This window comes from Georgenia sp. SUBG003 (genome assembly GCF_000715355.2).
Lineage (GTDB): Bacteria > Actinomycetota > Actinomycetes > Actinomycetales > Actinomycetaceae > Georgenia.
The window spans coordinates 4,347,419-4,371,131 of record NZ_CP180204.1 but is presented as its reverse complement, the minus strand read 5'-3'; the positions used below and the strand labels follow the sequence as shown (position 1 = coordinate 4,371,131).

Genomic DNA, 23,713 nt, shown 5'->3' with positions numbered 1-23,713 from the left:
TTCCCGGAGCTTGAAGTTCTCGATGACGACGTCGGCGCGGGCGGCGAGGTCCTGGGCGGTCCGGAGGTCGTCGTCCTTGAAGTTCAGCACGATCGACTTCTTGTTGCGGTTGATCGACGCGTAGTAGGTGGACACCCCGTCGGGACGGACGGGTGGGACCCACGTGCGCGTGTCGTCCCCGCCCGGGCCCTCGACCTTGATCACCTCGCGCCGAGGTCGGCCAGCAGCATGGTCGCGTACGGCCCGGCCAGGATCCTGGAGAAGTCCGCGACGACGATGCCGTCCAGCGGACGGGCACCCGAAACGTCGTAGAAGTTGTCTGCATCCTCGTTGATCCCTTCGTGGCGGGCGCTTGCGTCCGCGTGACGGACAGTTGTCCGCGAAACGTGGTTCCACTCTGGAGGTGCCGCGCGCACCTGTCAAGCCCTTCAGCCGCAACGGGTCGTGCACGCGGCGTGCCGGGATCGCCGTGTCGACGGGTTCCACCCGGGCGGCGGGGGGTGGTACAACTGGCCGGAAGGCGGACAGTCGTCCGTGGACTCGGGTCGGCTACGGTGGCGTCCCGGAAATGGCAGTCGACGGCCTGGGGGGAAGCATGGCACAGGACGGGCGTGGGCCCGACTTGGACGACGGCGACCGCCACCAGCCAGGTCAGCGCGACCGGGATGAGGATCTTCCAGCCCAGCTTCATGAACTGGTCGTACCGGAAGCGCAGCAGGGTCCCGCGGGTCCAGATCATGAGGAACATGACCAGCCACATCTTGGCGATGAACCACAGCATCGGCCACCAGCCGGTGTTGAGGACGCCGTCGCCGATCGTGGACAGCGGCCACGGCGCGCGCCAGCCGCCGAGGAACAGGGTGGTCGCCACGGCCGAGACGTTGAACATGTTGATGTACTCGGCGAGGAAGAACCACGCGAACTTCATCGACGTGTACTCGACCATGTGGCCGGCCACGAGCTCGCCCTCGGCCTCGGGCAGGTCGAACGGCAGGCGGTTGACCTCGCCGACCATGGAGACCAGGTAGACGACGAACGCCGGGAACAGCGCGACGGCCAGCAGCAGCTGATCGACTGGCTGCACGAGAACGAGGTCGACACGGTCGTCGGCACCCTGGGCTGGGACGAGGCCGGCCGCCCGAACGGCGCCCACCTGATCCAGCAGTACATCGACGGCGAGATCAAGATCGTTCTCCCCGAGGACGCCGCCGAGGCCGAGCTCGTCCACCCCAAGCCGGAGTGGTGACCTTCCGGTGTCCGGACCCTTCTCTTCCAGGCCCTCGTCCTCGGGTGCTGCTCGGCGGGCTGTACGCGCTGCTCGCGGCCGGGCTGACGCTCTACTTCGGCATCATGCGGGTGGTGATGCTGGCGCACGCCGCCTTCATCGTCCTGTCCGCGTACATCTCCTGGCGCTTCGCGCAGGTGACCGGGCTGGACCCGATGCTCTCGTTGATCGCCACCGTGCCGGCCTTCTTCGCGCTCGGCTACGCCATCCAGCGCTTCCTGCTCACGCGGCTGAAGCCGGCGACGATGACGATGATGTCGCTCCTCACCTTCGCAATCGCGCTGGTGATCGAGGGCGTCCTAGGCATGGTGTACTCGGGCACCCAGCGGCGCATCAACCTGCCGTACGGCGCGGACAGCATCGGATTCCTCGGTGCGCGGATCCCGGTGGTGCAGATCATCTCCTTCGCGCTGGCCGCCGTCTCCCTGGTCGTCCTCTACCTCGTGCTGAAGAAGACCAGGTTCGGGCGGGCTCTGCGAGCGACCATCCAGCACCCGCAGGCCGCGCAGCTGGTCGGGATCGACACCAACCGGACGGCCGGGTTCGGCTTCGGGCTCGGTGAGACGGACCGCGAGGGGTGGGTTCGGGTCGCCCCCGGTGGAGAGCATGGAGACGACGTAGGAGCCCGAGTCGGAGCTGGTCACGAAGAAGATGGTCACCAGGAGGATCGCCAGACCGGAGAGCACCGGCCGCCCGGGAGGCCCTCGAGCATCTGGAACAGTGCCGTGTTGTTGTCGACCTGGCCCTCGCCGGTGATGAGTCCGCCGTCGCCGAAGAGCTGGCGGTACAGGGCGGTGCCGCCCATCACGGAGAACCACAGGAACGTCACGAGCGTGGGCACGAGCAGTACACCGATGATGAACTCGCGCACCGTGCGGCCGCGGGAGATGCGGGCGATGAAGATGCCTACGAACGGCGACCAGCTCATCCACCAGCCCCAGTAGTAGGTGGTCCAGCCGGCCAGCCACTCCTCGCCCTGGACCCCCTGGTAGGGCAGCGTCGAGAAGGACAGGCGCACGATGTTCTGCAGGTACGCCCCGATCGACTGGACGAACTCACGCAGCACGAACAGGCTCGGGCCGAGCAAGGTTCCCTCAGCCTGGTTGGCAATCAGGTGTCGAGTGCAAGTGCACAAGGGAGCTTGACTGTGAGACTGACAGGTCGAGAGGGACGAAAGTCGGAACTAGTGATCCGGCGGTGGCTTGTGGAAGCGCCGTCGCTCAACGGATAAAAGGTACCCCGGGGATAACAGGCTGATCTTGCCCAAGAGTCCATATCGACGGCATGGTTTGGCACCTCGATGTCGGCTCGTCGCATCCTGGGGCTGGAGTAGGTCCCAAGGGTTGGGCTGTTCGCCCATTAAAGCGGTACGCGAGCTGGGTTTAGAACGTCGTGAGACAGTTCGGTCCCTATCCGCTGCGCGCGCAGGAAACTTGAGAAGGGCTGTCCCTAGTACGAGAGGACCGGGACGGACGAACCTCTGGTGTGCCAGTTGTTCCGCCAGGAGCATGGCTGGTTGGCTACGTTCGGAAGGGATAACCGCTGAAAGCATCTAAGCGGGAAGCCTGCTTCAAGATGAGGTTTCCACCACCCTCGTGGTGGGAAGGCCCCCAGCAGACCACTGGGTTGATAGGATGGTTCGCTTCTTTACATTTCTCCGACGATCCCGATGCGGAACCTGCAATCGAGCAGAGGGCGCCCAGTGGCTGGGATCACGTCATGTTAATAGTGTCTTGCAGGACCCATTACTTGAGGCAGGCCCGCTATGGAGTGCCGACAGCACGCCGGCACCTAACAGGGCGGTTATGGACGCTCCTTGCGACGCGAGCGTCCATAACCGTTCGTGCTTGATACTCGGCCGGGAAGTGGGTTGTCGCTAGCTCAGCAGGAGTTGTCCAGTGAGACCGACAAGTCCTATCAGAGTGGCCACGATGACCATCGGAGCCCACCACCGCAGGAACCGCCGGCGCTTCTCCGGCTGGGACGAAGCGTCTCCAGCCTGATCAGCACCACGAAAGAGAACACCACGATGACGGCCAAGCCGGCGAGCGAGGCGGCACCGAGAGCGGTCTGCACAATCGAACCCTAGAACCGAGCGTCGCCGAGGTGTGGCAATTTCCGCCACACTGGCGCCGGACCGTGCGTATCGTCCGTACGGGTGAGAAACGATGAGGAGCGGGCCGCTGCCGCCGCCGATCCGCGCCTCCCTCCGTGGTGGTACTTCGCCGTGTTAGGCGCAGCTGTGGCGCTGAGCCTGACGCTCATGTGGGTGCATTCCCTCTTCCTTCTCCTTGGCGTCCTCGTCATCATCCCGTTGGAAATACTCCAGCCCGTAGACGTAGTCCTCCTCGGGCAGGCTCATGACGAACGAGTCGGAGTGGCACGCGCCCGCCGCGGTCACCTTCAGCCGCACCTGCCCGGGCCCGGGCTCGGGGGTCGTCGACCTCGACGACCTCCGGGGCGGCGCCGATCGTGCGGTACTGCAACGCCTTCATGCTCGTCCTCCTCCGTGTCCTTCTCCAGACCCGGCTCGTCCGCCGGCCGTTTTCAGCATGTCAGCGTCCGCTGAGACCCGCCCGGGCAGTTGGTCCCCCTTCGCCGCGCGCGCCCCCCCGCGGTGAGAGGATCGAGGCAGCAACCTGACCGGAGCGTGGAGGTTTGACGATGGCACTGCCGTACGACGACGACCCGAAGTTCGCCGAGTACGCCCACCCCGAACGGCTGGTGAGCACCGAATGGCTCGCCCGCCACCTCGGCACCGACGGCCTCGTCGTCGTCGAGAGCGACGAGGACGTGCTGCTCTACGAGACCGGCCACGTCCCCGGCGCGGTCAAGGTGGACTGGCACCTGGACCTCAACGACGAAGGACTGCTGGATCGCCCTCTTGACCACCCAGTACTTCTCGAGCTGGCCGTCCGCCGACTCCACGCCCGGCGCGAAGGCGAACGTGAAGTACAGGCAGGCGCCGGAGTGGTAGCTGTGCGAGAGGTGGCACATGATGAAGCCCTTGACGCCCAGCTGGTCGAACGCCTCGCGCGCGGAGCGGAGCGTGCCGGTGTAGACGTCCATGAGCCGAGACCACGGGCCGCGGTCTCCGAGACGTCACCCATCGCGCCGATGTCGAGGAGGAAGTCGCGGATGTACGGGGTGTCGAACTTCTTCTGGTCGTACAGCGCGCCCGGTCCGCGGCCGAGCTTGATACCGCCGTGCTTCCTCACGATCTTGCCGACGATGCTCTTCTCGGCCTTGACGCGCGCATCGCCGCCCTCGTAGCCGACGTAGGACAGGCACACGGCGTCGAGGTCCCAGCCACGCTTCTCGAGGACGTCGAAAAGCACCTTCTGGACCTTGCCGGACACGCCCTTGCTCGCCTTCTGCGTGGAGAAGGAGAACGCCGTCTCGTTGGCGTCGGAGACGCGGGGTGACGGAGGGGGTGCGCGTCGGACGTGGAGATCTCCTGCATCGCGGCCAGCGCCGCGTTCCACGAGGGGTACAGGAGGGCGGGTACGGGCGCAAGCAGATCCACGAGCTCGTCCACGCCGCCGACGCGATGCGGCGCGCACCCGGGACCATCGAGGTCCGCCTGACCGACGATGTCCTCTACGTGGCCAACGAGGGAGAGCCATTCAGCGAGGCTGGGGTCGTCGCGTTGCTGTACTCCCACTTGTCCCGCAAGGCGGATGACCAGATCGGCCGCTTCGGTCTTGGGTTCAAGTCGGTCACGGCCATCTCGAGCTCGCCTCAGATCTTCAGTAGATCGGGGTCGTTCGGTTTCGACAAGGCACGCTCCGAGGCGGTGATCCGCTCCAAGGTGCCAGCTGCACCGATGATCCCGGCCCTCCGCGTGGCTTGGGCGCTGTCGCCCTCGGAGTGGCGCGCGCGACGCGATCCTTGCCGACCTCATGCAGTGGGCAACGACAGTGGTCCGCATCCCGCTGGAGCGAGGGCAGAACCACCTTCTTGAAGACCTGACGTCTTTCCCCACCCAGCTGCTGCTCTTTGCCGACCATGTTCGCCGGCTGAGGCTCGTCGCCCCGGACCGTTCCGTGCGTGAAGCCACCGTCGTCATGGCGTCCGACGACGAACGGGTGCTGCAGGAAGGACGGTCCAAGACCAGATGGCGGGTCTTCTCGCGCGAGCACCGTCCGAGCCCCGCGCACTGACGGATGCAGGCTCGGTCCGAGCGAGGGAGTCCATCGAGCTGAGCTGGGCCGTCCCCCTGGAGGGCAGGATCGGCCTGGGCGACTTCTGGTCCTACTTTCCCGTCGACGAGCACACGACCCTCTCGGGTCTGATCAACTCTCAGTGGAAACTGACCGACGATCGTGTGTCTCTGCTCAAGGGGCCGTTCAACGAGGAGATCCTCACCCAGGTCCTTCCCGAGCTCGTGGCCTGTCTTCTGAGGTCAGGTCGAACGGGAGAGGCTCGGCGCCCGTCTCGGACGCGATGGCCTCGAGCTGCGCGACGTTGCGGCCCGCAGCAAGTACGTTTGCGCCCGCTCCGACAAGCTGGCGTACTGTCGCGCCGCCGATGCCGCCGCTTGCCCCCCGTCACGAGGATCGTGCCGTTGAAATCGGTCATAGGTCTCTTCCAATCACCGTTGGGCGCGGCTGCCGTAGCAGCCACCGTGCGGTCACACTATCCCGAGTTCTCGCGAATGACACCCCGTGACATGTGCGCGGATGTCACCGGTGACATGCAATACTTCTTCGATTGGGTGGTGACCCCGCGGGTGACCGGAGACGTCGATGACGACCAGGAGGGATGACGGTGAACGAGCACGACCGCGCGTCGGCTGTCGGACGCACCGCCACGGTTGCGTCCATGGACGACTTGGTGGCCCGATGTCAGGACCTTGTCGCTGCAGGCTCGCGCCGGATCCTCGGTGTGACGGGCACCCCAGGGCCCGCGTGGACAGCTCGAGGTAGAACCCCTCGAGCCCGTAGTCCTTGAGGAGGTCCAGCACGAAGGTCAGCAGCTCGCGAGCTCGTCCTTCATCTGCTCGCGGGTGCAGTAGATGTGGGCGTCGTCCTGGGTGAAGCCGCGGGCGGGTGAGGCCGTGCACCACCCCGGACTTCTCGTACCGGTAGACGTGCCCGAACTCGAAGAGCCGCAGCGGCAGCTCGCGGTAGGAGCGCCCGCGCGAGTTGTACACGAGGTTGTGCATCGGGCAGTTCATGGGCTTGAGGTAGTAGTCCTGGCCCTGCCGGGTGATGTTGCCCTCGGCGTCGCGCGCCTCGTCCAGGTGCATCGGGGGTACATCCCGTCGGCGTACCACTCCAGGTGCCTGGAGGTCTCGAAGAGCTGCGCCTTGGTGATGTGCGGGGTGTTGACGAAGGAGTAGCCGGCCTCGACGTGGCGGCGGCGGGAGTACTCCTCCATCTCCATCCGGATCATCGCACCCTTGGGGTGGAAGACGGGCAGGCCCGACCCGATCTCGTCGGGGAAGGAGAACAGGTCCAGCTCGGCGCCCAGGCGGCGGTGGTCGCGGCGCTCCGCCTCGGCCAGGCGCTCGGTGTACGCCCGGAGCTCGTCCTTGGAGGGCCAGGCGGTGCCGTAGACGCGCTCGCGCCTTGACGGTGGAGAGGAAACGGCCGGCGTCGGCGCCGTCGACCAGTCGGTGGTCGTAGGTCAGCGACAGGTAGATCATCGAGCGGATGCCGATGGTCTCGTTGCCGTCGCGTCCGCGACGACCATCGGGCGCTTGACGATCGTCCCGACCCCGAGGATGGCGACCTCGGGCTGGTTGATGATCGGGGTGTCGAGCAGCAGCCCGGCGGACCCGGTGTTGGTGATGGTGAAGGTCGAGCCGGAGAGCTCGTCCGGGGTCACCTTGCTGTCGCGGGTGCGGGCCGCGAGGTCGTTGATCTTCTTCGCGATGCCGCCGATCGTCGAGGTCGCGCGTCCTTGATGACCGGGACGAGCAGACCGCGCGGCGTGTCGACCGCGATGCCGATGTGCTCGGCGCCGTGGTAGATCACCTGCTCGTCGTCGATCGTGGCGTTGAGCTTCGGGTGCGCCTTGAGCGCCTCCGTCGCGGCCTTGACGAAGAACGGCAGGAACGTCAGCTTCGTGCCCTCGGCCGCCTGGAACGCGGACTTCGCCCGGGAGCGCAGGCCGGCGATGCGGGTGACGTCCACCTCCACCACCGAGGTGAGCTGCGCCGAGGTGTCGAGCGACTCGCGCATGCGCTTGGAGATGACCTTGCGCAGACGCGACATCTTCTCGGTCGTGCCGTTAAGTGATACCGGAAAGGTATGTGCCGAGCACTTCTGCGCGTGCCGGCCGAGGATCGGAGAGGCTGGCGCGGCCGCACCGCCGTCGTCGGCCCGGAAACTGAGGACTGCGACATTGGGTATACCCAACGGGTATCGGATAATGCGAAATCGCTTTTGGACATGCATCACAGGCCCTGCGTAGGCTCGCCACGGTTCCAGTGCCGACTGTCGGTGCTCCCTGGATTCACCCGGGTCCCGGTCTCTCGAAGAGGAGCTCAATGAACCGTTCACATCGCTCCCGTCGCGTCCTCGTGGTCGGCGCCGGGCTGTTCACCGCACTCACCCTCGCCGCGTGCGGCGGCAACGTCACGGCCGGCGGCGGCAACGAGGGCGAGACGTCGGCGGAGTCGTTCCCCCGACGGCCCTGTCACGATCCTCGTCGGCCAGGACGCCGGCGGCAGCACGGACCTCATCGGGCGAGCGCTCGCGACCACGCCTCCGACGACCTCGCGTCGCCGTGACCGTCGAGAACAAGCCGGGGGGCCAACGGGGCGCTCGCCGCGCAGGAGCTGGAGAGCCGTCGTGCAGCCCCAGGTGAACAGCGTCAGAGCTGTGATGCCGTTGATGCCGTCCATGAAGTTGGACGTTGACCACTAGAGGCATGAGAACCGCACCGACAAAGCACCACAGTGTGCCGCCGAGAGCGGCACCGACGACCGCACCGACGATGACCTGAAGTCCTAGTCGGGGGCACCGCAGGCAGATGAAACTCGTCGAGTAGCCCGACGACTGCGAGTGCTGCCGCTGCCGTCACGGCGGAGGCAGGCACGGTTACGCCGATTAAGGCCGCGACGACGCATGCGCCAACGACACCTGCGGCGCACGCGATCCCGCCGCCGCGAGGCACGGGTGTGTTGTGCGACGAACGGTGGTTCGGCACATCGAGGACGCCTCGTCCGAGCATCACCCGTCGTACGAGTGGAACGGCAGCGCAGGTGACTATCAGAGCGGCGACACCGACGACGAGAAGGTCCATCGCGCTCACGCCCGATGCCGCCGGTGACGGCCGCCCCACCGATGAAGGCCGCGGCGATCGCGTCCAGCTCGAACATGTTGCCCGCGGCGGGCTGTGCGCCGTTCGAGCGCGACGAGTACACGACGCCGGCGACGGAGGCCAGGAAGCCCATGTTGACGAAGATCCAGAAGTTCACCTTCTTGACCTTCACGCCCGAGAGCTGCGCCGCAGCGAGGTTGCCGCCGATGGCGTAGACGTGCCGCCCGAAGATGCTGCGCTTCGCCGCGCCGAGCGAGGATCAGCAGCGCCAGGAGGAGGAGGACGATCGGCAGCCCGCGGCTCCGGGAGAGCTGGTAGGCGAAGGCCATGACGACCGCCGCCACCAGGACCAGCTTGAGCACGAAGAGCGGCATGGACTCCACGGGCTGCTTGTACTCGATCTGGCGGCGCCGCGTGCGGTAGGCGTTGAAGGCGTACCCGGCCACCCCGATCGCCGCGATGACGAGGGTGAAGACGTCGAAGCCCTGACCGCCGAGCAGGCCGTTGAGGAAGCCGCTGGCGATCTGCTGGTACTCGCGCGGGAACGGCGAGAGGGAGACGTTGCCCAGGTGCTCGTCTTCGTGTACGCGCTGTTCCCGGTGCTCTCCATCTTCATGACGTCGCTGAAGTCCACGAGCGACATCCGCTCCGGGACGTTCCTGCCCCCGAGGGTGTCCTGGGAGAACTACCAGCAGATTCTCACCGCCGAGGGCGGGGCGCGAGACCTGTTCCTCCCGGCCCTGCGCAACTCGATCGGCATCTCGCTCATCGCGACGGCCATCGCGGTGGTGCTGGCGACGCTGGCCGCCTACGCCATCGCCCGCCTGGACTTCCGGGGGAAGAAGCTCATCCTGACGACGGCGCTCGGGGTGTCGATCTTCCCGGTGATCTCGATCGTGCGCCCCTGTTCAACCTCTGGCGCAACATCGGCCTGTACGACACCTGGCCGGGGCTGATCATCCCGTACCTGTCGCTGACCCTGCCGATCTCCATCTGGACGCTCGCCGCGTTCTTCCGGCAGATCCCGTGGGAGCTCGAGCAGGCCGCCCAGGTGGACGGGGCGACCCCGTGGCAGGCGTTCCGCAAGGCGATCGTGCCGCTCGCCGCGCCCGGGGTGTTCACCACCGCGCTGATCGCGTTCTTCATCGCGTGGAACGACTTCGTCTACGGCATCTCGCTGACCTCGACGAGCGCGGCCCGGCCGGTGCCGGCGGCGCTGGCGTTCTTCACCGGGGCCTCTCCACCCGCAGCGACAGGGTCTCGATGGCCCAGGCCGATGAGGGAAGGCGTTGGAACGGGGACACGGGCCGGGCCCATGTCGCGCGAGGAGCTGGCGCGGGCCTTGAGGATGAACGCGGGGCGCCGAGGTCCTTGTAGACGAGCCCGTTGTAGCTGGGGTCCGGGGTGTTGTAGTTGGGGAACCGCTCCGGGTGCGCGGACCAGTCGAAGGTCCCGCCGTCGACGATGCGCCCGCGATGGAGGTGCCGTGGCCCCCGAGGTACTTGGTGGCGGAGTGGATCACGATGTCCGCGCCGTGCCGGAGCGGCTGGATGAGGTACGGAGTGGCGATGGTGTTGTCCACGGCGAGCGGCACGCCGACCTCGTGGGCGACCGCGGCGACGGCCTCGATGTCGAGGATCGCGCCAGCAGATGCTCGACGACGGGATCGATCCGACCCCCCGCGGGCGAGCGCGGGCCCAAACGCCCAAACACCCACCCGGCCCCTAGCCTCGACGAACTCGCCGGCGGGAAGACCGCGATGATCGTCATGGCGACTGGTGGGCAGGGTTCTCTGAAGGGAGACGATGGGCGACGCCTACGCCGACGTGGCGACTGCGCCGATCCCGGTCGGCCCGGACGCGACGCGTCGTCGTCGATCTCGTACTCCTGGCTCAGCATGGTCAACGCGAACGCCGACGAGGCGGCCCAGGAGGCCTCGTGGAAGTTCCTCAGCTGGCTCAACGGCCCGGACTCGGGCGAGAACGGCTCCTCCGCGATGGGCGACATCCTCGGATGGGCATCCTGCCCTCGCGCACCTCCGATATCGACGCCCACCAGGACGCGCTGTCCGACCCCGTTCCTGAAGACGTACGTCGACGGCCTGCCGGACGCCACCCCCGTTCCCGACCGTCGTCGGCGGTGACGCGGCGAGCCAGGCGCTGCAGAAGCACATCGAGAGTCTGGTCTTCGGTCAGGCCACCCCGCAGCAGGCGATGGACGCGGCGGCGGCCGAGGTCGACGCCGCCAGCACAGGTCGGCCTCGGTGCGACACTTCTCGCCCTCGCGCCAGTCGACCTCGTCGATGTGGTCGAAGAGCGCGTCGAGGACGTGCAGGCCGGTGCGCACGGCTCGTACGCGGCCTCGTCGAGGACGTGGACCTGGACGCCGCCGGAGAAGCGCCCGGCGTGCTTGCTGGCGCTCGGGGTGGCGGACATGGGCCGGAACGTCACGCCCTCGAGGCCGCGGGCGTTGAGGTCCTCGGCCAGGGCGTAGGACTCGGTCTCGTCGATGTACGGCGCCCCGAACCACAGGAACGGCGTGGTGGTGCCGCGCCCCTCGGAGACGTTGATCGACTCGATGAGCCCGGTGCGGGGTAGACGATCGCCGTCTCGCGGGTGGGGATGTTCGGCGAGGGCAGGACCCAGGGCAGGTCCCAGTCGCTGACGATGGAGGACCGGTCGTAACCCTCCATCTCGACCACCTTCAGGTCCGCCGGCGTCTCGAGGAACTCGTCGTTGAAGAGCCGCGCGAGCTCGCCGACCGTCAGGCCGTGCTGCAGCGGGATCTCGCGCAGGCCGACGAAGGAACTGATCTGCGGGTAGTCGAGCACGGGACCGTCGATGCGGTCGCCGAGCGGGTTGGGCCGGTCGAGGACGACGAACGTCTTGCCGTTCTCCGCGGCGGCTCCATCGCGTAGTACATCGTCCAGATGTAGGTGTAGAAGCGCAGCCGTCCGCGATCGCCCGCGCGGTGGCCTCGAGCGTGACCACGGTCTGACGGATCAGGTAGCCGTTGCTCTTCTGGCCGAGGATCGCCCACTCACCCTCGTGGTCGGCCATGCCCCTCATCTCGAACAGCAGCGTGGCGATGCCGTACTCGGCCGCGATTCCGTTGCGTCCGATGGTGTTGGCGGTGCCGCCGACGTACTTGCCGATGTGCCCCCAGCCGGTCGGGTCGACGTCGTAGACGACCGAGCCCAGCCGCTTGGAGCTCTCGACCAGCTCGGGCGAGACGGAGCTCGTGGTCGGGTAAAGCATCGACCCGGAGACCAGCTGGCCGTCGACCTCGCTCTGGGTGCCCTGGTGGTGCAGGTCGATCATGTAGTCGATGTCGTACTTGCCCAAGACGTTCTTGTGCAGCGCCTGCGTCTCGGGCCGGAGCTTGGCGACGTGGTCACGATTGAGGTCCACCCCGCGTCTCGTGGCCGTTGTAGCTGGGTCCCTCCCCGGCGATCGCGGGGGAGGCGAGGCCGGCGCCGGGCGCGACGGCGCCAGTGAGGGTGAGTCGCTCGCCAGATCCAGACACAGCTCGACATCGAGGAGCTCCGTCTCACCGGTGTCGAACCACTCGACTAACGCACCCGACCCGGACGACCGCCGTCCACCCCAGCACTACCCAGAGGGCAGGGACGGGCTCCGTATGCAGCCACCGCCAGCCCGAACTCCCCGGAAAGTCAGGACCCGCCCTACAGCAGGCGTCTGGCGGCTTCAGAGAGAACACAGTCGTGACATCGACGATCGGCTACGCCGCAGCCCTCGAGCAGTTCGCGCCCATGGAGGCCGTGGAGTACTCGGCCCTCGCGGAGGAGCACGGGTTCTCGGGGGTGATGGCGGCCGACCACTTCCAGCCCTGGACGCCGACGCAGGGGCAGGCCGGCTTCGTGTGGAACGTCCTGACCGCGGTGGCCGAGCGCACCCGCGGGGACCTCGGGCCCGGGGTGACGGCGGGGCACCAGGATGTTGCCGAACGCCGTGAACAACGGCGTCGCGAACAGCAGCATCATGATCGTGCCGTGCATCGTGAAGAGCTGGTTGTACTGCTCCTTGGACTGCAGCAGCATCCCCGGCTCGAACAGCTCCGCACGGATCAGCAGCGCCAGCACGCCACCGACCATGAAGAACGCGAACGACGTGGCGACGTACATGTAGCCGATCGTCTTGTGGTCGGTCGACGTGACCCAGCCGATGACCATGCGCCCGAGGCTCTGCCGCTGCGGGCGGAGGCCGGGAACGTCGGGGTGGGTGGTGGTGATGGTCGCCATCAGTGCTGGTCCTCCTGCGTGACGAGGTACTGGCGGTTCAGCTCTTCCCCGAGCCGTCCCGTCTGGCCGGCGTCACGCAGCTCGGCCATCTTGTCGTCGAAGGTGGCCCGGTCGACCACCTCGACGTTGAAGAGCATCTCGGCGTGGAACTCCCCGCACAGCTCCGCGCACTTGCCGGAGTAGATGCCCTCCTTCTGCGGGGTGACGGTACACGCGACCGCATCCGGCACTGGCGTTCTAGGCAGACGCCCGCTGTTCGAGGTCCATCGCGGCGCGGATTACGAGGCTCCGGTGGCAGCATTCATTCTCGGCCTCGAAACACAGGACGATGACTGGGCCTGGGGCGGAGAACTCGACGAGATCGCGGAGCGCGTCGCGTGCCCGCGCGGTACCTAGAACCTCCGCGTCAAATCGCTGCTGGGCCGCTCTTCCTTCTGAACTCCGCGGTGCGGCAAAACCGGCCCTGTTGTCCTTGGGGTTCCCGAGGCGGGGAAATGCACGTACCGAACATCTGCAGCATCGAGAGCTGCGCTGAGAGCGCGCTTAGAGAATCCCGCCTTGCGAGAGATGGGGTTGAGCCGCACATCCGCAACGGTCTTCGCGCCGGTGGCCTTGGTGAGCGCGAGAAGGTCGTCGATCGAACGCCCCTCGTAGCCCCAGCCGATCAGTCGCTCCGGGGCACGAGGTCATGCCCCCGATCGTCCCACACGAGGAGCCTGCGGAACCTCCCACGAGCCGCAGGCTCTTCGACCGGGTCAGCCCCGATGGGCGAGGGCCGCCTCCCGCTCGCCGCGCGGGAGGTTGTGCACGCCGGAACGCACGAGCTCCGCGATGACGGAGCCGTTGTACAGCGTGAGGCCGAAGACCACGCCGTAGAACGGTGGCTCGGCGCTCCAGGCCCGGGACGTAGGAGAACAGCTGCCAGAAGAAGATCATCATGATCAGGACCGGGACCGCGCGGAAGAACTCCACCACGGTGCCGCACACGCCCCGCACGATCCGGGAGTGCGAGAGCCTGCCGAGGCCGAACAGCAGCCCGAAGACGTTGGCGGTGACGATCGACACCGCCGCTGCACGAAGGGTGTTCCACAGGCCGACCAGCAGGTAGTCGGCCCACACCGACTCGGTGAGGAACGGGTTCCACTTGGCGGCGGTCAGCTGACCCTTCTGGGCCAGCCCCCAGATCACCCAGGCGAGGACGCCCAGGACGATGACGGCGCCGACGACGTTGACGAGGGCGATGCGGCGACGCGTGCGGGACCCGGGGCGTCGAAGAGGACGGAGCTCATCGTGCGACCCCCAGTCGTCGGGACAGGTACGTGCTGACCAGGCCGATAGGCAGGACGATGATCACCCAGCCGAGCGCGATGACGAGGAAGATCGCGACCATCAGGTCCGGCCGGAACTCGATCATGGTGGCCATGACGGAGGCGGCCTGCACGACGCCGGCGGCCTGGCGACCGTGGTGTTCTTCGCGAGCGCGATGAGGGTGTTGCCGAGCGGTGCGATCGCGCCGGATCGGCACCACCGGTTCCGCCGCGCTCGCGGTCGACGGCGCCTTCACCCTTCCCGTGGACGAGCTCCGGCAGGCCTCGTCCGCCACCATGCCCAGGTACTTCGGCTGACCGCCGGCCACCCACGAGAGAGACCACGATGCTGCCCGAGCTTCAGGACGTGTACGACCAGGTCATCCGCCGCAACCACGGCGAGGCGGAGTTCCACCAGGCCGTCCGCGAGGTCCTCGAGTCTCTCGACCCGGTCGTCGAGAAGCACCCCGAGTACCGCGAGCACGCCGTCATCAGCCGGATCGTCGAGCCGGAGCGCCAGATCATGTTCCGGGTGCCCTGGGTCGAACGCCGGCCGCATCCAGGTCAACCGCGGCTTCCGGGTGCAGTTCAACTCCGCGCTCGGCCCGTACAAGGGCGGGCTGCGCTTCCACCCCAGCGTGAACCTGGGAATCATCAAGTTCCTCGGCTTCGAGCAGATCTTCAAGAACTCCCTGACCGGCCGGGGGATCGGCGGCGGCAAGGGCGGCTCGGACTTCGACCCGCACGGGCGCAGCGACGGCGAGATCATGCGGTTCTGCCAGTCGTTCATGACCGAGCTGCACCGCCACATCGGCGAGCACACCGACGTCCCTGCCGGGGACATCGGGTGGGCGGGCGCGAGATCGTCCCGTGCTCGCCCAACGCCGCCCCGACATGAACGTGGCCGAGGACGCCTACGCCGCCGCCGAAGGCGCCGACGTCGTCCTCCTCCTCACTGAGTGGAAGCAGTTCAAGGAACTCGACCCCGCACGCCTCAAGGACGCCGTCCGCAACCCCTGGATCATCGACGGCCGCAACGCCCTTGCCCCCACCACCTGGCGCGGGGCCGGCTGGACCTACAACGGCATCGGCCGCCCGTAAGAGTAGCCCCCCGTTACCTTCTTCGCAGCCCTCGGGTCGTGTTCGATCGGGGGGTGCTGGCCTGTCGGAACTCGGTATGGCTCTTTCCGCCAGTCGTTGATGATCGGGGGGGTTCCGCCGGGGCCGATAGGCGGCTGGTGATCGCTAATAGGGGCCCGGCCAGACACCCTGACCGGGTGCGGAGTCGCCTTCATAACGTGGATGCCGACACCCAGCCGCCGCGGACAGTCCAGCGTCACATCGCAAGCGGGCTCCCGGGGGTGCCCTATCGGGTTCGTCAAGCCGCACCGAGATCGTGCAGAAGTTCAGCGAGATGGTCGACTCCTTCGAGGGCGAGCGGATCGCGCTGAGCGTCTGGAACAACACCTCCCGCACCGTCTTCCCTCTCACCGACGACTACGCCCTGGTCAAGGACGAGCTGGACACGGCGGCGGCGGCGCTCGACTTCGACCTCGACGCCTGGGTGTACGACCAGGAGGCGCTGGAGAAGCTCGAGGACTTCCTCGTCGGCACCGTCTCCCTCGACAACGAGTCGTCCTCGCTCGTGGGGGACGGGCTCGCCACCTGCGCGCTCGCGTTCGACGCCTCGGAGACCGAGCGGTCCCGCTCGATCATCCTCGCCACCGACAACCTCGTGCTCGGCACCCCCATCTACGCCCTGCCGGAGGCAGCGGACCTCGCCGCGGAGCGGGACATCACCGTCCACGGCATGTACGCGTCCCTCACGGACGCCGGCTCGGCGCGCGCGAAGGCCGAGATGCAGAAGGTCGTCACCTCCGGCGGCGGCCTGTTCTTCGAGGCCGACGACCCCGGACGCTCGGCACGTCGGGGTGACCGTCGTACCAGGAGACGAACTCGGAGGCGCCGTAGCTGCCCTCGAGGTCGACGCCGGGGATGTCCAGCGGGGCGTCGCGGTCGGACCCCGTGGAGAAGATGACGGCGTCGTAGTGCTTCTGCAGCTCCTCGAGCGAGACGTCCTTGCCGACCTCGACGTTGCCGATCAGTCGCACGTCCCCGCGCTGGAGGATCTTGTAGAGCGCCACGATGATCTGCTTGATCCGCGGGTGGTCGGGCGCGACGCCGTAGCGCACGAGACCGAAGGGGGCGGGGAGGCGCTCGAACAGGTCGATGTTCACGTCGAGGCCGGACTTCGACAGGATGTCCGCGGCGTAGATGCCGGCCGGGCCGCGCCCACGAGTGCCACGCTCAGCGGGCGGGAGCTCGTCACTGGTACCTCTCGTCTGGGGTGTGCCGCCCGAGCGTGCACACGCACGCGTCCAGGGCGGAGCTTTCCGCCGTCCAGTGTATGGGCACCGGGCGTGGCACCACCGCCGCACCGTCGGCTCCAGGTAGGCGGCGAGACCGTGCCGGCCACCCTCCCGCCCGTAGGCCGGGACTCCCGTTGTACGCCGCCGAAGGGTGAGGCCGGGGTCGAAGCGGTTGAAGGTGTTCGCCCACACCACGCCCGCGCGCAGCCGGTCGGCGACGGCGAGGATCCGGCTGCCCTTCTCCGTCCAGATCCCGGCGGACAGCCCGTACGGGGGTGTTGTTCGCCTTCGCCACCGCCTCCGCGGGCGTGCGGAACGTCAGCACGGACAGGACCGGCCCGAAGATCTCGTCGCGCGCGATGCGGTGCGACGTGGAGCGCCGTGAAGATCGTGGGCGCGTACCAGAATCCGTTCTCCGGGATCGTGCAGGGGGCGCTCCACCGCTCCGCGCCCTCCTCCTCGCCGATCCGCGACAGCGTGCGGATGCGGTCGAGCTGCTCGGCCGAGTTGATCGCGCCGATGTCGGTGTTCTTGTCGAGCGGGTCACCGAGCCGCAGGGTCGACAGCCGGTCCTTGAGCCGGTCGATGACCTCGTCGTGGACGTTCTCCTGCACGAGGAGCCGCGACCCGGCGCAGCACACGTGGCCCTGATTGAAGAAGATGCCGTTGACGATGCCCTCGATGGCCTGGTCCAGCGGTGCGTCGTCGAAGAGACCAGGATGACGCACAGCGCGACGAACATCAGCAGCACGATCGGGAAGGCGAGCACCATCCAGGTGAAGAAGGGGATGGTCTCTCCCGTCGCCTCCTCGATCAGCCCGCGACCGATGAGGTTCGGCGGGCTCCCCACCGGGTGAGCAGGCCGCCGACGCTCGCGCCGTAGGCGACCATGAGCATCAGGGCGGTGGCGAAGCGCAGGCGGCGCGGGTCGACCTCCTTCCCCGACTCGGAGGACATGACGCCGGTGATGAAGGTGACGATGCCGACGCCGATGGGCATCATCATGGCCGCCGTCGCCGTGTTGGACACGAAGGCGCTGAGCAGGGCGGTGATCGCGCCGAACGCGATGATGATCCTTACGGCCGAGCTGCCCACGCCGGCAGGCTCAGCACGCCGAACGCGAAGCGGCGGTCGAGGCCGTGCTTGCGCATGGACTCGGCGATGATGAACCCGCCGACGAACACGAACAGCGTGGAGTTGCCGAAGAGGGCGAACACCTCGTCGGCGGGAGCGACCTGGAAGATCACCACCACCGACATCGCGAGGATCGCCGTCACCGGGATAGGGATGGCCTCGGTGATCCAGTAGATGATGACGAAGGTGAGGATCCCGGCCAGCCGCTGGGCCGGCTCGTCGAGGGTCCCGGCGGCGAGGTAGACGGCGATCCCGGCGAGCGGACCGACTGCTGGAGCGGCGCTACGGCGTCGGGGTCCGGATGATCGCGGCCCTCATCACACTCCTCGCCTACACCGGCATCGCGGCGTACCAGTTCACCGGCGGCGGGTACATCCTCAGCGTGATCACGCCGCTCTCGCCCGAGGCCGGAGCGATCGTCGTGGCGGTGCTGGTCACCTTCCTCGCCGTCGGCGGTGGCCTGAAGTCGGTGGCCTGGAGCGACTTCTTCTCCGCGCTGGTCATCGTGCTCGGCCTCATGGCCGCACTGCCGATCGTGCTGGGCGGCGAGATCGGCGGGTGGAGCGAGTTCCGGCAGGGCCTGCCGGAGACGCACACCTCCCTCACCGGCGGTCTGTCCGCCCTCCAGCTGCTGGGCTACTTCCTGCCGCTGTTCCTGCTCATCCTGGCGGACCAGAACATGTACCAGCGGCTCGGCGCCTCCCGCGACGAGCACGAGGCCCGAGTGCGCCGATCTGCAACGGAGACGACATGGACACGACCTACCGGATCGCCGCCATCCCCGGCGACGGCATCGGCAAGGAGGTGATGCCCGCGGCCCAGAGAGTGCTCGACACGGTCGGCAGCAGTTTCGGCATCCGCTTCGAGTGGAGCGAGCTGGAGTGGTCGTGCGAGTACTACGCCCGCACGGGTCGAATGATGCCGCCCAACGGGCTCGACCAGCTGCGGGAGTTCGACCAGATCTTCCTCGGTGCGGTGGGCTACCCGGGGGTGCCCGACCACGTCTCCCTCTGGGGCCTGCTCATCCCGATCCGCCGTGCCTTCCGTCAGTACATCAACCTCCGCCCCGTGAAGCTGCTGCCCGGTATCGACAGCCCGCTGCGAGACGTTCCGGCCGGCGGCATCGACTTCGTCGTGGTCCGGGAGAACAACGAGGGGAGTACTCGGAGACGGGCGGGCGGATGTACCGCGAGACGCCGGACGAGTTCGCCATCCAGGAGTCGGTCTTCACCCGGCGCGGCGTGGAACGGGCCATGCGCTACGCGTACGACCTGGCCCAGGTGCGGGGCAAGCGGCTGGCCTCGGCCACGAAGTCCAACGGGATCATCCACACCATGCCGTTCTGGGACGAGATCTTCCGCGAGCTCGCGGCGCAGTACCCGGACGTGGCGACCAGCGAGTTCCACATCGACGCGCTCGCTGCGCTCTTCGTGCTCGACCCGGCGCGCTTCGACGTCGTCGTCCCACATCGGGTAACCGCGGAGTGTCCCCAACGCCACCCTGCCGTCCACACAGCCTCCTGTGGACATGTGGGTACCGGTGCCCGGCACCTGCCGCTCCACCTGTTGACGACCGCACGGCGCCGGCGGCGACGACAGCCTGTCAGGACTGGTATTCCGCCGGTCGGATCCTTTGAGCCAGTCAAACCACATGGGTGTAGTTCTCCACAGGGATCTGCACAGCTGTGGACCGACGAGGGCGTTATCCACAGTTGTTCACACAGCGGTGGAAACTTACATCCGTGTAGTTGTCCCCAGCTGGGGACATACCTGTGGGTAACCAGCAAGAGCGCGTGGATGGTGGCCCTGCGGGCGCGGTGTGAGGGACCTACATCCGGGCCAGTGGCGGGGCCGTCGTCCGCAGCCCCCATGGTGGTCGTCCGCCGCCCCGCAGGGCGGATGTCTCCCACCCACGGTCCGGCGAACCCGCTGGCTTGGCGGCCGTCTCAGGCGGCACCGCCTCAGTGGCAGAGCGGGTCCAGGCCGCAATGCGTCGCAGATCCCCGGTGCGCCCGGTTAGCCCGCCGCATCCATCGCGGGCTTCGCCCCCCGTCCGAGTCCCATCGGCGTCGCTCTCCGGCCGTCCACACCCTGTGACCCAGGCATCCACATCGGGTAACCGCGGAGTGTCCCCAACGCCACCCTGCCGTCCACACAGCCTCCTGTGGACATGTGGGTACCGGTGCCCGGCACCTGCCGCTCCACCTGTTGACGACCGCACGGCGCCGGCGGCGACGACAGCCTGTCAGGACTGGTATTCCGCCGGTCGGATCCTTTGAGCCAGTCAAACCACATGGGTGTAGTTCTCCACAGGGATCTGCACAGCTGTGGACCGACGCCGGGCGTTATCCACAGTTGTTCACACAGCGGTGGAAACTTACATCCGTCCGCCTGGCCTACTCCGAGATCCTGCCCGACGACGAAGGGCACCACCTGCGGCGGGGTTCCTGCGCCGGGCCGCGGCCTACTCCGCCGCCCACGGCATCACCCGGATCGAGCGCGTCATCACCGAAACGCCTGGGCCTACAAACACTCCCTGCGCGAGGTCGTCGCCGAGCTCGGCGCCAGGCAGAAGTTCATCAAGCCGCACTGCCCCTGGCAGAACGGCAAGGTCGAAAGGCTCAACCGCACCCTGCAGACCGAGTGGGCCTACCGGCAGGTCTTCACCAGCAACGCCGAACGCGCCGCCGCCCTTGCCCCCTGGATCGAGTACTACAACACTCAAAAGACGCCACAGCGCACTCGGCGGCCTCCCGCCGATCAGCCGACTGTCACCAACCTGATGGCCGGGTACACCTAGAGCCGCACGGCGGTCGCTGTCCGGGCCGCCGCTCAATCCAAGCCGGTGGCAGTTCATTCGTATTTCAGAATGGCAGGTACGAGCTTACGACGTCACCTAGCGCGGTCGTTACGATCAACGCGGTAACTAACGGGAACGGCAACGTCGACGCCATTTCTCAAGAGTGCGCACTCCAGGGCTCGGGACATTTCGACCCGACGCCACCGGGCGGCTTCGGGGTCATCACGGATAGCGGCGTTTCGACGTGCGATGTGCCCACGACCGTTGACCAGCCGGTATCCGGTGATCAGGGTGCGAATCTTTCGCAGACATGCACTTACGAGCAACTGGTCGCGGTGGTTGACGCAGCGGAGCCGATCCCGATACCCGTTCACAACGGTTTCGCAGGCACCGGTAGCAATGCGACATATCACGTCTACGGCCACGTCGGCTTTCGCCTCACGGGTTTCGGTCTGAATCTCGGGGGGTCGGCCCGCACGTACGGGAATGCCACCTGTAGCGGCGCCGGTAACAACAATCAGTGCCTCACTGGCCAGTTCATGAATCTGGTGGATGCAGACGCAGAACTGGATCCCTCCGCCCCGGACCTGGGGTCGTTCACCTTCAAACTGATTGATTGATGACATGAATCGACGCACAATCGCCGTTCTTGGCGCCGTTCTCGTCGCGCTCGTTGGCGCCGGCCTTGTTTTCGTCTACGTGAGCGGTGCCGAGCAGCGCGCCATGGCGAACCAAGCACCCGTTGAAGTGATCGTAACCACGACGCCTATTCCCGAGGGCACCCCGGCCGAGCAATTATCGGACTCGACCAGCCGGAACAGGCCCACCGCCGGAAAACGCACGACACACGACGAAAAAGGCGAAGGCCCCGGATCCCGGGGCCCTTCGACTGGCGGTAGCGGTGGGATTTGAACCCACGGAGGCTGTTAACCTCACACGCTTTCGAGGCGTGCTCCTTAGGCCGCTCGGACACGCTACCTCGCCGGACGATGCTACCGGTGCCGTCGTCGCCGCCCAAAATCGGCAGAAGTGCGACCCGTCACCCTCAGCAACTGGCGACCGCCGGAGCAGCGATCCCCGGGTCGCCCGACAACCGCACTTCCGTCCCCTCCCGCCCGGCGTACCGTCCAGATCGAGACGTCCTGCTCAAGGAGGAGACATGACGACCATCTCGGGCTACGACTACGAGACCGCTACGGCATCGCCCGTGTCGCTCGAGGAGCTGCAGCTCCTCAAAGCGTCCGTGCTCTTCGGCCCCGCGGACGAGGCTGCCCTGCGCCAGGCCGGCGAGGTGCTGTCCGACCAGATCGAGGACGTGCTCGACGTCTGGTACGGCTTCATGGGCTCGCACCACCACCTGCTCGCCCAGTTCTCCCGGGCCGGACGGTGAGCCGGTCAGCCGCTACCTCGACGCGGTGGTGGTCAGCGGAGCCAGCTGTTGCCGACCTTGCCGGCCCACCACTTGCCCAGGCCCCAGGTGTCGCCGGCGAGGGTGGTGGCGGAGATGATCAGGACCGCGGCCTCGATCCAGTGGGAGTCGGTGATGGGGTTGGTGCCGCCGATGGCGAGGGGAGCTCGGCGAGGTACATGAAGAGCATGAGCAGGGAGCCGGTGACGGCGGCGATCTTCAGGCCGGCGCCGGTGATCATGGCGACGCCGATGCCGAGGAGGCCGGCCATGAACAGCACGTCGCCGAAGGGGTTGGCGAAGAGCTGGAAGAAGCCGGCGAAGGGGCTCTCGATGCCGTTGATGAATCCCTGGGCGGGGGTGCCGCCGTTGATCCAGGCACGCTCGGCGGGGGTCATGTAGCCCAGGCCGAGGAGCTTGTCGAGGAACGCCCACAGGAAGGTCCAGCCGATGACGATGCGGCCGGCGGCGAGCGCCTTGCGGGCGGCGCCCGCCTGCTTGGCCGGTGACTGTCCAGGCGTGGCTCACCCCTGCCACTAGTGGCCTCCACGGTGCGTCCTGGCCGGTGGCTCGCCGCAGGTGATCGACGCACGCGGCGGTGGCGTCGTGGACGGTGGGTTCGTCGGGTTGGTGTTTCGCGCGCAGCTCGCGGTGACAGCGAGGAGCGTCGCGGCGAGGAGGACCGCGGTGGTTTGACGCATGGGCGACGGCTCCCGTCCGAGGGTGGCTGGCTGTGACGGTAGCGGGCCCCGAGCATGAATCGCGTGAGGCAAACTTGATTTCTTCCCTGCCGTGGTGGTGCGGGGCGGGCGCTCCATGCGGTTGCCGGCCGTGGAACGGGCCGGTACCCACGAGCAGCTGTCGGAGACGTCATCCGGGTCGGCGTTCTTCATCGCGCGACGCTCACCCCAGCACACCCGGATAGGAGACATGTCATCTAGGTGTGTGGTCTACTATCCCTGGTCCTCAGCCGCCTGATCCTGGGCCTCCTCGCCCTAGCCCCGATGACCGGGTACGACATCAAGCGACACCTCGATTCGACCGTCCGGCACTTCTGGGCGGCGGACAAGGCGCAGGTGTACCGCGCCCTCGCCTCGCTCGTGAAGGACGGCTACGCCACCGTCGAGGTGGTGCACCAGGAGACCCGACCGGACCGGCAGGAGCACCACATCACCGAAGCTGGCCGGGCAGCGCTCCACGAGTGGCTGGCCTCGCCCCTGTCCGTGCCGGCCGAGCGCGACCTCCTCGCCCGGGCGTCTTCGCCGGCGAGCTCGGTCGGGATGAGGTGCTCGACCTCCTGGCCCAGCGGCGGGCCCACACCGAGCAGCTGCTCGCCGCGCTCACCGCCATGCAGCGCGCGCTCGGGTTAGCCATTTCAAAGTTGCGGCATGTATTCCTGAGACGCTAGCGCGGTGACGCAATCGCTTATCGGGCTCGCCCCGTGTGTCGACGAACTCCCAGGACCTCCAGCTGCAGCGCGACGCTTTCGAGGCTGCCAGCTGTATCCGGATCGAGGAGAAGGTCAGCAGCCGATCGAGCAGGCGCCCTGGCTTGGAGCAGGCGCTGGACTTCCTCCGCGACGGCAGCGACACCCTTGTCGTCTGGAAGCTCGACCGTCTCGGTCGGTCGACCAAAGAGATCCTCACCATCGCGGACAGTCTGAGCGACCGTGGGATCGGCCTGCGTGTGTTGAGCGGCACGCTCGTCGGCACCTACACGCCGACGGGAGAGGGGAAATTCTTCTTCACCGTCATGGCCGCGTTTGCAGAGCTCGAGCGCGACATCAACCGTGAACGTACGATGGCCGGCCTCGCGGCTGCGCGCGCGCAGGGTCGAGTCGGCGGCCGACCCACGGTGATGGACGCAGACAAGATCGCGG

General features: G+C 67.4%; 20 protein-coding genes, 1 tRNA gene, 24 pseudogenes and 3 other annotated features. Of the genes and pseudogenes, 20 read left to right on the top strand and 25 right to left on the bottom strand.

The window, feature by feature from the left end:
- Positions 1–9: 9 nt before the first annotated feature.
- Together DA06_RS24575 and DA06_RS24570 are read right to left on the bottom strand one after the other, a co-directional pair.
- Positions 10–335: pseudogene (locus DA06_RS24575) on the bottom strand (CoA transferase); the annotation flags it as partial.
- A gap of 287 nt (positions 336–622) precedes the next feature.
- Positions 623–1,057 (bottom strand): annotated as a pseudogene (locus DA06_RS24570) (complex I subunit 1/NuoH family protein); the annotation flags it as partial.
- On the opposite strand from DA06_RS24570, the gene DA06_RS24565 reads away from it, so the two are divergent.
- Together DA06_RS24565 and DA06_RS24560 are read left to right on the top strand one after the other, a co-directional pair.
- Positions 947–1,246 carry a hypothetical protein gene (locus DA06_RS24565; RefSeq protein WP_418608419.1) on the top strand — a complete coding sequence of 100 codons (300 nt, stop codon included), beginning with the start codon at positions 947–949 and terminating at the stop codon, positions 1,244–1,246. The pseudogene DA06_RS24570 and the gene DA06_RS24565 sit on opposite strands and share 111 nt — an antisense overlap.
- Positions 1,247–1,350: 104 nt before the next feature.
- Positions 1,351–1,779 (top strand): annotated as a pseudogene (locus DA06_RS24560) (branched-chain amino acid ABC transporter permease); the annotation flags it as partial.
- 126 nt (positions 1,780–1,905) lie between these two features.
- On the opposite strand, the pseudogene DA06_RS24555 reads toward DA06_RS24560, so the two are convergent.
- Positions 1,906–2,351, bottom strand: a pseudogene (locus tag DA06_RS24555) (BCCT family transporter); the annotation flags it as partial.
- Between the two features lie 15 nt (positions 2,352–2,366).
- Positions 2,367–2,510 (top strand) — a sequence feature (23S ribosomal RNA rRNA prediction is too short).
- Positions 2,511–2,529: 19 nt separating this feature from the next.
- Positions 2,530–2,689, top strand: a sequence feature (23S ribosomal RNA rRNA prediction is too short).
- A gap of 19 nt (positions 2,690–2,708) precedes the next feature.
- Positions 2,709–2,928: a sequence feature (23S ribosomal RNA rRNA prediction is too short), on the top strand.
- A 695-nt stretch (positions 2,929–3,623) separates the two neighbouring features.
- Positions 3,624–3,780: pseudogene (locus tag DA06_RS24550) on the bottom strand (NAD(P)-dependent alcohol dehydrogenase); the annotation flags it as partial.
- 169 nt (positions 3,781–3,949) lie between these two features.
- On the opposite strand from DA06_RS24550, the pseudogene DA06_RS24545 reads away from it, so the two are divergent.
- The 3 genes and pseudogenes from DA06_RS24545 to DA06_RS24535 all read left to right on the top strand — a co-directional run.
- A pseudogene (locus DA06_RS24545) lies at positions 3,950–4,162 on the top strand (sulfurtransferase); the annotation flags it as partial.
- 544 nt (positions 4,163–4,706) lie between these two features.
- Positions 4,707–5,249 (top strand): sacsin N-terminal ATP-binding-like domain-containing protein, encoded by a 543-nt coding sequence (locus DA06_RS24540; RefSeq protein ID WP_418606311.1) that lies wholly within the window; start codon positions 4,707–4,709, stop codon positions 5,247–5,249.
- Positions 5,188–5,448 carry a hypothetical protein gene (locus DA06_RS24535; RefSeq protein ID WP_418608417.1) on the top strand — a complete coding sequence of 87 codons (261 nt, stop codon included), beginning with the start codon at positions 5,188–5,190 and terminating at the stop codon, positions 5,446–5,448. The genes DA06_RS24540 and DA06_RS24535 overlap by 62 nt, the downstream gene beginning before the upstream one ends.
- A 201-nt stretch (positions 5,449–5,649) precedes the next feature.
- Here the strand turns inward: DA06_RS24535 and DA06_RS24530 are convergent.
- The 3 genes and pseudogenes from DA06_RS24530 to DA06_RS24520 all read right to left on the bottom strand — a co-directional run.
- Positions 5,650–5,820, bottom strand: a pseudogene (locus DA06_RS24530) (3-oxoacyl-ACP reductase); the annotation flags it as partial.
- A 98-nt stretch (positions 5,821–5,918) separates the two neighbouring features.
- Positions 5,919–6,434: pseudogene (locus DA06_RS24525) on the bottom strand (aminoacyl--tRNA ligase-related protein); the annotation flags it as partial.
- 26 nt (positions 6,435–6,460) lie between these two features.
- Positions 6,461–6,682 carry a hypothetical protein gene (locus tag DA06_RS24520; protein ID WP_418608415.1) on the bottom strand — a complete coding sequence of 74 codons (222 nt, stop codon included), beginning with the start codon at positions 6,680–6,682 and terminating at the stop codon, positions 6,461–6,463.
- Positions 6,683–6,694: 12 nt separating this feature from the next.
- Here DA06_RS24520 and DA06_RS24515 point away from each other — a divergent pair, with 12 nt between their 5' ends.
- Positions 6,695–6,862 carry a hypothetical protein gene (locus tag DA06_RS24515; RefSeq protein WP_418608413.1) on the top strand — a complete coding sequence of 56 codons (168 nt, stop codon included), beginning with the start codon at positions 6,695–6,697 and terminating at the stop codon, positions 6,860–6,862.
- On the opposite strand, the pseudogene DA06_RS24510 reads toward DA06_RS24515, so the two are convergent.
- Positions 6,852–7,602: pseudogene (locus DA06_RS24510) on the bottom strand (2-oxo acid dehydrogenase subunit E2); the annotation flags it as partial. The gene DA06_RS24515 and the pseudogene DA06_RS24510 sit on opposite strands and share 11 nt — an antisense overlap.
- Before the next feature lie 179 nt (positions 7,603–7,781).
- On the opposite strand from DA06_RS24510, the gene DA06_RS24505 reads away from it, so the two are divergent.
- Positions 7,782–8,024, top strand: coding sequence for a hypothetical protein (locus tag DA06_RS24505; protein ID WP_043507170.1), 243 nt, complete (start codon positions 7,782–7,784; stop codon positions 8,022–8,024).
- Positions 8,025–8,546: 522 nt separating this feature from the next.
- Here DA06_RS24505 and DA06_RS24500 read toward each other — a convergent pair.
- A pseudogene (locus tag DA06_RS24500) lies at positions 8,547–9,126 on the bottom strand (ABC transporter permease subunit); the annotation flags it as partial.
- Between DA06_RS24500 and DA06_RS24495 the strand changes: the two are divergent.
- Positions 9,085–9,797: pseudogene (locus DA06_RS24495) on the top strand (carbohydrate ABC transporter permease); the annotation flags it as partial. The pseudogenes DA06_RS24500 and DA06_RS24495 sit on opposite strands and share 42 nt — an antisense overlap.
- Here the strand turns inward: DA06_RS24495 and DA06_RS24490 are convergent.
- The 4 genes and pseudogenes from DA06_RS24490 to DA06_RS24475 all read right to left on the bottom strand — a co-directional run.
- Positions 9,793–10,196 (bottom strand): annotated as a pseudogene (locus DA06_RS24490) (PLP-dependent transferase); the annotation flags it as partial. The pseudogenes DA06_RS24495 and DA06_RS24490 overlap by 5 nt on opposite strands.
- Before the next feature lie 319 nt (positions 10,197–10,515).
- Positions 10,516–11,127 (bottom strand): hypothetical protein, encoded by a 612-nt coding sequence (locus DA06_RS24485; protein WP_418608205.1) that lies wholly within the window; start codon positions 11,125–11,127, stop codon positions 10,516–10,518.
- Between the two features lie 101 nt (positions 11,128–11,228).
- Positions 11,229–11,486: pseudogene (locus tag DA06_RS24480) on the bottom strand (exo-beta-N-acetylmuramidase NamZ domain-containing protein); the annotation flags it as partial.
- A 19-nt stretch (positions 11,487–11,505) separates the two neighbouring features.
- Positions 11,506–11,970, bottom strand: a pseudogene (locus DA06_RS24475) (carboxypeptidase); the annotation flags it as partial.
- A gap of 359 nt (positions 11,971–12,329) precedes the next feature.
- On the opposite strand from DA06_RS24475, the pseudogene DA06_RS24470 reads away from it, so the two are divergent.
- Positions 12,330–12,503 (top strand): annotated as a pseudogene (locus DA06_RS24470) (LLM class flavin-dependent oxidoreductase); the annotation flags it as partial.
- Here DA06_RS24470 and DA06_RS24465 read toward each other — a convergent pair.
- The 5 genes and pseudogenes from DA06_RS24465 to DA06_RS24445 all read right to left on the bottom strand — a co-directional run.
- A pseudogene (locus DA06_RS24465) lies at positions 12,480–12,818 on the bottom strand (cbb3-type cytochrome c oxidase subunit I); the annotation flags it as partial. The pseudogenes DA06_RS24470 and DA06_RS24465 overlap by 24 nt on opposite strands.
- Positions 12,818–13,048, bottom strand: a complete 231-nt coding sequence (locus DA06_RS24460) for a hypothetical protein (RefSeq protein ID WP_418606310.1) — start codon at positions 13,046–13,048, stop codon at positions 12,818–12,820. The gene DA06_RS24460 and the pseudogene DA06_RS24465, both read right to left, overlap by 1 nt.
- 7 nt (positions 13,049–13,055) lie before the next feature.
- Positions 13,056–13,402: pseudogene (locus DA06_RS24455) on the bottom strand (DUF488 domain-containing protein).
- The gene (locus tag DA06_RS24450) at positions 13,362–14,006 is read right to left on the bottom strand and encodes an ABC transporter permease subunit (RefSeq protein ID WP_418606309.1); all 645 of its coding nucleotides are present in this window, start codon (positions 14,004–14,006) and stop codon (positions 13,362–13,364) included. The pseudogene DA06_RS24455 and the gene DA06_RS24450 overlap by 41 nt, the downstream one beginning before the upstream one ends.
- Positions 14,007–14,103: 97 nt before the next feature.
- Positions 14,104–14,259, bottom strand: coding sequence for a hypothetical protein (locus tag DA06_RS24445; protein ID WP_418606308.1), 156 nt, complete (start codon positions 14,257–14,259; stop codon positions 14,104–14,106).
- A gap of 61 nt (positions 14,260–14,320) precedes the next feature.
- Here DA06_RS24445 and DA06_RS24440 point away from each other — a divergent pair, with 61 nt between their 5' ends.
- The 4 genes and pseudogenes from DA06_RS24440 (at position 14,321) to DA06_RS24425 (ending at position 16,163) form a co-directional block, all read left to right on the top strand.
- A complete protein-coding gene (locus DA06_RS24440; RefSeq protein ID WP_418606306.1) occupies positions 14,321–14,443 on the top strand; it encodes a hypothetical protein in 123 nt (40 codons plus the stop codon).
- 28 nt (positions 14,444–14,471) lie between these two features.
- A pseudogene (locus DA06_RS24435) lies at positions 14,472–14,988 on the top strand (Glu/Leu/Phe/Val dehydrogenase dimerization domain-containing protein); the annotation flags it as partial.
- A gap of 31 nt (positions 14,989–15,019) precedes the next feature.
- Positions 15,020–15,226 (top strand): UDP binding domain-containing protein, encoded by a 207-nt coding sequence (locus DA06_RS24430; protein WP_043507122.1) that lies wholly within the window; start codon positions 15,020–15,022, stop codon positions 15,224–15,226.
- A gap of 295 nt (positions 15,227–15,521) precedes the next feature.
- A complete protein-coding gene (locus DA06_RS24425; RefSeq protein WP_418606304.1) occupies positions 15,522–16,163 on the top strand; it encodes a hypothetical protein in 642 nt (213 codons plus the stop codon).
- Here the strand turns inward: DA06_RS24425 and DA06_RS24420 are convergent.
- From DA06_RS24420 to DA06_RS24400, 5 genes and pseudogenes are all read right to left on the bottom strand, one after another.
- Positions 16,045–16,454 (bottom strand): annotated as a pseudogene (locus DA06_RS24420) (pyridine nucleotide-disulfide oxidoreductase); the annotation flags it as partial. The gene DA06_RS24425 and the pseudogene DA06_RS24420 sit on opposite strands and share 119 nt — an antisense overlap.
- Positions 16,455–16,626: 172 nt before the next feature.
- Positions 16,627–16,722, bottom strand: a pseudogene (locus tag DA06_RS24415) (hypothetical protein); the annotation flags it as partial.
- A gap of 106 nt (positions 16,723–16,828) precedes the next feature.
- Positions 16,829–17,222 (bottom strand): annotated as a pseudogene (locus DA06_RS24410) (aldehyde dehydrogenase family protein); the annotation flags it as partial.
- 85 nt (positions 17,223–17,307) lie between these two features.
- Positions 17,308–17,589, bottom strand: a complete 282-nt coding sequence (locus DA06_RS24405; RefSeq protein ID WP_052437077.1) for an SLC13 family permease — start codon at positions 17,587–17,589, stop codon at positions 17,308–17,310.
- The gene (locus DA06_RS24400; protein ID WP_418608204.1) at positions 17,571–17,879 is read right to left on the bottom strand and encodes an SLC13 family permease; all 309 of its coding nucleotides are present in this window, start codon (positions 17,877–17,879) and stop codon (positions 17,571–17,573) included. The genes DA06_RS24405 and DA06_RS24400 overlap by 19 nt, the downstream gene beginning before the upstream one ends.
- Before the next feature lie 17 nt (positions 17,880–17,896).
- On the opposite strand from DA06_RS24400, the gene DA06_RS24395 reads away from it, so the two are divergent.
- From DA06_RS24395 to DA06_RS24380, 4 genes and pseudogenes are all read left to right on the top strand, one after another.
- Positions 17,897–18,436, top strand: a complete 540-nt coding sequence (locus DA06_RS24395) for a sodium:solute symporter family transporter (RefSeq protein WP_418608203.1) — start codon at positions 17,897–17,899, stop codon at positions 18,434–18,436.
- Positions 18,379–19,724, top strand: a pseudogene (locus DA06_RS24390) (isocitrate/isopropylmalate family dehydrogenase). Before DA06_RS24395 ends, DA06_RS24390 begins: the two are co-directional and overlap by 58 nt.
- Before the next feature lie 291 nt (positions 19,725–20,015).
- Positions 20,016–20,410, top strand: a pseudogene (locus DA06_RS24385) (integrase core domain-containing protein); the annotation flags it as partial.
- Positions 20,411–20,678: 268 nt separating this feature from the next.
- On the top strand, positions 20,679–21,047 hold the full coding sequence (locus tag DA06_RS24380) for a hypothetical protein (RefSeq protein ID WP_418606303.1): 369 nt from the start codon (positions 20,679–20,681) through the stop codon (positions 21,045–21,047).
- A 270-nt stretch (positions 21,048–21,317) separates the two neighbouring features.
- Here DA06_RS24380 and DA06_RS24375 read toward each other — a convergent pair.
- Positions 21,318–21,406 (bottom strand) — tRNA-Ser (locus DA06_RS24375).
- A 180-nt stretch (positions 21,407–21,586) separates the two neighbouring features.
- On the opposite strand from DA06_RS24375, the gene DA06_RS24370 reads away from it, so the two are divergent.
- A complete protein-coding gene (locus DA06_RS24370; RefSeq protein WP_052437076.1) occupies positions 21,587–21,817 on the top strand; it encodes a protoglobin domain-containing protein in 231 nt (76 codons plus the stop codon).
- Positions 21,818–21,935: 118 nt separating this feature from the next.
- On the opposite strand, the gene DA06_RS24365 is transcribed toward DA06_RS24370, so the two are convergent.
- Positions 21,936–22,232 carry a hypothetical protein gene (locus tag DA06_RS24365; protein ID WP_418606302.1) on the bottom strand — a complete coding sequence of 99 codons (297 nt, stop codon included), beginning with the start codon at positions 22,230–22,232 and terminating at the stop codon, positions 21,936–21,938.
- A gap of 543 nt (positions 22,233–22,775) precedes the next feature.
- Here DA06_RS24365 and DA06_RS24360 point away from each other — a divergent pair.
- Together DA06_RS24360 and DA06_RS24355 are read left to right on the top strand one after the other, a co-directional pair.
- Positions 22,776–23,204 (top strand): PadR family transcriptional regulator, encoded by a 429-nt coding sequence (locus tag DA06_RS24360; protein ID WP_418606301.1) that lies wholly within the window; start codon positions 22,776–22,778, stop codon positions 23,202–23,204.
- A 73-nt stretch (positions 23,205–23,277) separates the two neighbouring features.
- Positions 23,278–23,610: pseudogene (locus DA06_RS24355) on the top strand (recombinase family protein); the annotation flags it as partial.
- Positions 23,611–23,713 lie beyond the last annotated feature (103 nt).